Annotated in this window: 2 protein-coding genes and 1 pseudogene; all 3 read left to right on the top strand. The window is 64.4% G+C overall.

From position 1 onward, the window contains the following. Nucleotides 1-92: 92 nt before the first annotated feature. Nucleotides 93-491, top strand: a complete 399-nt coding sequence (locus EOA27_RS26545; protein WP_126082684.1) for a hypothetical protein — start codon at nucleotides 93-95, stop codon at nucleotides 489-491. A gap of 142 nt (nucleotides 492-633) precedes the next feature. Next, on the top strand, nucleotides 634-2,988 hold the full coding sequence (locus EOA27_RS26540; RefSeq protein WP_245467049.1) for a peptidase domain-containing ABC transporter: 2,355 nt from the start codon (nucleotides 634-636) through the stop codon (nucleotides 2,986-2,988). Continuing rightward, nucleotides 2,985-3,870 (top strand): annotated as a pseudogene (locus EOA27_RS26535) (HlyD family type I secretion periplasmic adaptor subunit); the annotation flags it as partial. The gene EOA27_RS26540 and the pseudogene EOA27_RS26535, both read left to right, overlap by 4 nt.

The following is a 3,870-nucleotide window of genomic DNA, read 5'->3' as shown; positions in this document are numbered from 1 at the left end:
AGAGCGACCCGTTCGCGATCCACGTCGCGATTGCTTAACGCGCATGAGCAGCGGCCGGGCCGAAAGCCCGGCCGCTTTTTTGGGGTAGGTAAATGGACGTAGTACCCGAAACCTTTGTCGATGCGTTTGGCGAGATTTCGCTCAAGCACGGCATGATCCGCATTGATCTGGTCTCGCTGTCCGGCTCCGAGCCGCGCGTGACGCAGCGGCTGATCACCAGCCTGCAGGCCTTCTCTCAAATGCTGCAGACGCAGAACGGCATGCGCGAACAGCTAGAGAAGGCGGGCGTGCTGCGGTCGCAGCAGCCGTCGTCACCGGGAGCCGAGCCGGGCTCCCAGCCCACTTCTCCCCTGCCGGTCGGGGAGGAAACGGCAGATGCTGGAGCAACGGTGGTGCGGCTGATGCCGCAGGCGGCATTGCCTGCGGCGGCAACGCCCGCGGCGACCGCGCGGCGGCGGCCGAAATCGCCAAATTTCAGCGACGAGCAATAGCCCAAATGCGTCGGTGCTTCATGCCCAACACAGCCCCTCTCCGCCCGTCATGGCGCAGCGGAAGCGGGAGCACGCCGAGGCCCGTTTGCGTCACGGCGCTCGTCCACGCGCCGACCTGCCGACATGCCGCGGAGCGAGAGCCATGAACGATCTCTATGGCGAACTGAATCGCTGGTTGTCCGATGCGCTCGCCACCCTCGCCGCCGCCGGGCACGGGCCGGTCGAGTGGCTCCACAGGCCGAGTCCCCCGGTTCAGTTCCTGCTGTGCACGGTGCTCGTATGGCTCGTCCTCACCTGGATGACCCAAACGCGCTCCTCCACCCTTCGCGCCGCCAAGCCTGATAATCTGCGCGGTACCGTGGAAGGGTCTCCGGTCGAAACAGCACTGCAGTGCCTTGTCGCCATCGGGCGGCACTACGGCATCGATCTTTCCCCCGAGCGCATCAAGCACGACTTTGCGCTGAGGCCCGATGACGACATCACCCGGCTGCTGCCGAAGATCGCCCGCAGCAGCGGCATGCGCAGCCGCAAATTGAAGGTCGGCTGGAAGGACCTGCAACGCCTCGGCGACGCCTATCCGGTGATCGCCCGGCTGACAAATGGCAACAGCGTCATCCTGCTCGGATTCAACGAGAACAAGGTTGGAGTCCTCGACCCCCTCGCTGACTGCCTCGACGTATTACCCCTCGACCAGGCGACGTTCTGCAGGAAGTGGACCGGCGAGCTCCTGCTGCTGCGCCGCACATTCGCGCTGGCGGATGAGAGCCGGCCGTTCGGCTTTACTTGGTTCCTCCCGGAAGTCGTCCGCAACGGCGCGATGTTCCGCGACATCGCGGTGGCCGCGGTCGCGCTGCAGGTGCTGGCGCTTGCCCTGCCGATCTTCATCCAGATCACCGTCGACAAGGTGCTCGTGCACCAGGCCTATACGACTCTCGTTGTGCTCGCCATCGGGGTCAGCGCCGCAGTCCTGTTCGACGCGGTTTTCAACTATCTCAGGCGCATCCTGCTGGTCTACGCCTCGGCACGGATCGATGTGCGCACCTCGATCCGCACCTTCGCGCGTCTGCTGTCGTTGCCGATCGATTTCTTCGAGCGCGCCTCGGCCGGCGTCATCACCAAGCACATGCAGCAGGTCGAGAAGATCCGGGAGTTTCTGACCGGCCGCCTCTTTCTGACGTTGCTCGACGCCACCTCGCTGCTGGTCATCGTGCCGCTGCTGTTCCTCTACAGCGGTCGTCTCGCCACAATGGTGCTCGGCTTTTCCGCCGTCACCGCCTGTGTGATCGGCGGGCTGATCCCGCTCTACCGCCGCAAGTTGCGCGTCCTCTACGAGGCCGAAGGGCAGCGTCAGGCCTATCTCGTCGAGACCATCCACGGCATGGAAACGGTCAAAGGGTTGGCGACCGAGCCCTTGCGCCAGCGCGACTGGGACGCGCTCTGCGCCCAGGCCGCCGAGTCGCGGTTCGACGTCGGGCGGATTTCTACCTCGGCGCAGGCGGTGATCGGGCTTCTCGAAAAGCTGCTGACGGTTGCGGTCGTCGGCTTCGGCGCCCTGCTGGTCTTCGACAACCAGATGACGGTGGGCGCGCTGATCGCGTTCAACATGCTGTCGGGCCGGGTCACCACGCCGCTCTCACAGATCGTCGGTCTGGTGCAAGGCTACCAGGAGGCCGGGCTCTCGGTGCGAATGCTCGGCAACATCATGAACCGCAGTCCGGAGCGGCCACCGAATGTGCGCGGCCTGCGCCCGCCGATCGCGGGCACTGTCGAGTTCGAGCATGTGATCTTCCGCTACAGCGACAGCGCTCCGCCGGCCCTGAACGACGTGTCGCTGACCATCCCGGCCGGTTCGGTTTTCGGCATCGTCGGGCGCAGCGGCTCGGGCAAGTCGACATTGACGCGGCTGATGCGCGGCACGTACCCGATCCAGCACGGCTCGGTGCGGATCGACGGTCATGAAATTCGCGAGCTCGACCTCCCGCATCTGCGCAGCAATGTCGGCGTCGTGATGCAGCAGTGCTTTTTGTTTCGCGGCACCGTGCGCGAGAACATCGGCGCGACCAGGCCAGATGCAACCCTGGAGGAGATCGTCCACGCCGCGACGATGGCGGGTGCCGACGAGTTCATCAAACTACTGCCGCAGGGCTACGACACCTTGCTCGAGGAGGGCGGCACCAACCTGTCGGGCGGCCAGCAGCAGCGCCTGTCGATCGCCCGTGCCTTGCTGCGCCAACCGCGCATCCTCATCCTGGACGAGGCGACCTCCGCGCTTGATCCCGAGAGCGAGGCGATCGTCCAGGCAAACCTTGCCCGCATTGCCGAGGGGCGAACCGTGGTCATGGTTTCGCACCGTCTGTCCTCGCTCGTCGCAGCGGATGCCATTGTCGTGCTCGATCGCGGCCGGATCGTCGATCACGGGAAACATGGCGAACTTCTGTCCCGTTGCATGACTTACCGACAGCTTTGGAACCAGCAGAACAGGCACCTTGCCCGATGAGCACGCTCCTTCCAGCGGTGAGAGACTTTCAAAGCGATGCACGCAAGATTGACGAGCGGTGCCCGCCCTGGGTCGTGGGAGCCACGCTGTACGTACTTGTCGCGGTCATCATGGTCGCTGGCATTTGGGCTTCGGTAGCCAAGGTCGACCAGATCGTGGTCGCACCGGGCAAGCTGGTGACGACGGCCTCGACGATTGTGGTGCAGCCGCTCGAGATTTCGACCGTGCGCAGCATCGACGCCAAGGTGGGCGACATCGTGCGGAAAGGCGACGCATTGGCGACCCTCGACGCGACGTTCAGCGAAGCCGATGCCGATCAATTGCGGGGAAAGGTCGCGAGCCTCGCCGCGCAAATCGGGCGGCTCGAGTCCGAGCTCGACGACCGGCCATACAACCCCCAAAACCTGGATGACGAAGCGCGCCTGCAGTCGACGATATGGATCCGGAGGGTAGAGGAGAACAAGGCGAAGCTGGCTTCTTACGATCGGCAGATCCGCAATGTTCAAGCCCAGATGGCGACCAAGAGCGCCGATCGCGAGGCATTGGAGGTTCGCCTTGGCGTGGCGAAAGATCTTGAGACGATGCGGGACGTTCTGCTGAAGAGGGAGGTCGGCTCGAAGGTCGACTATCTGTCTGCCAAGGGTCAGCGGCTGCAGGTCGAGCAGGAAATGCTGCTTGCGGGCAATAACATGGCTGAGCTTGAGGAGAATGTGGAACGCTTGAAGGCCGAGGAAGCGGCTTACCTCGCAGAGTTCCGCCAGAAGACCGCCGAGGAACTAGTCCAAGCGCGCCGCGATCACGATGCCGCGGCCAGGGAACTCGACAAGGCGCTGCGGCGGAAGGCTGTCACGGTGTTAACCGCACCCGCCGACGCGATCGTGC

The organism is Mesorhizobium sp. M2A.F.Ca.ET.037.01.1.1, from assembly GCF_003998075.1.
GTDB lineage: Bacteria > Pseudomonadota > Alphaproteobacteria > Rhizobiales > Rhizobiaceae > Mesorhizobium.
The sequence above is the reverse complement of the archived record's forward strand: the minus strand, read 5'-3'. Positions and strand labels throughout refer to the sequence as shown.

Bases quoted from the DNA above. Each gene is read 5' to 3' on its own strand.
- EOA27_RS26545 (WP_126082684.1), top strand. From the start codon at position 93: ATGGACGTAGTACCCGAAACCTTTGTCGATGCGTTTGGCGAGATTTCG.
- EOA27_RS26540 (WP_245467049.1), top strand. From the start codon at position 634: ATGAACGATCTCTATGGCGAACTGAATCGCTGGTTGTCCGATGCGCTC.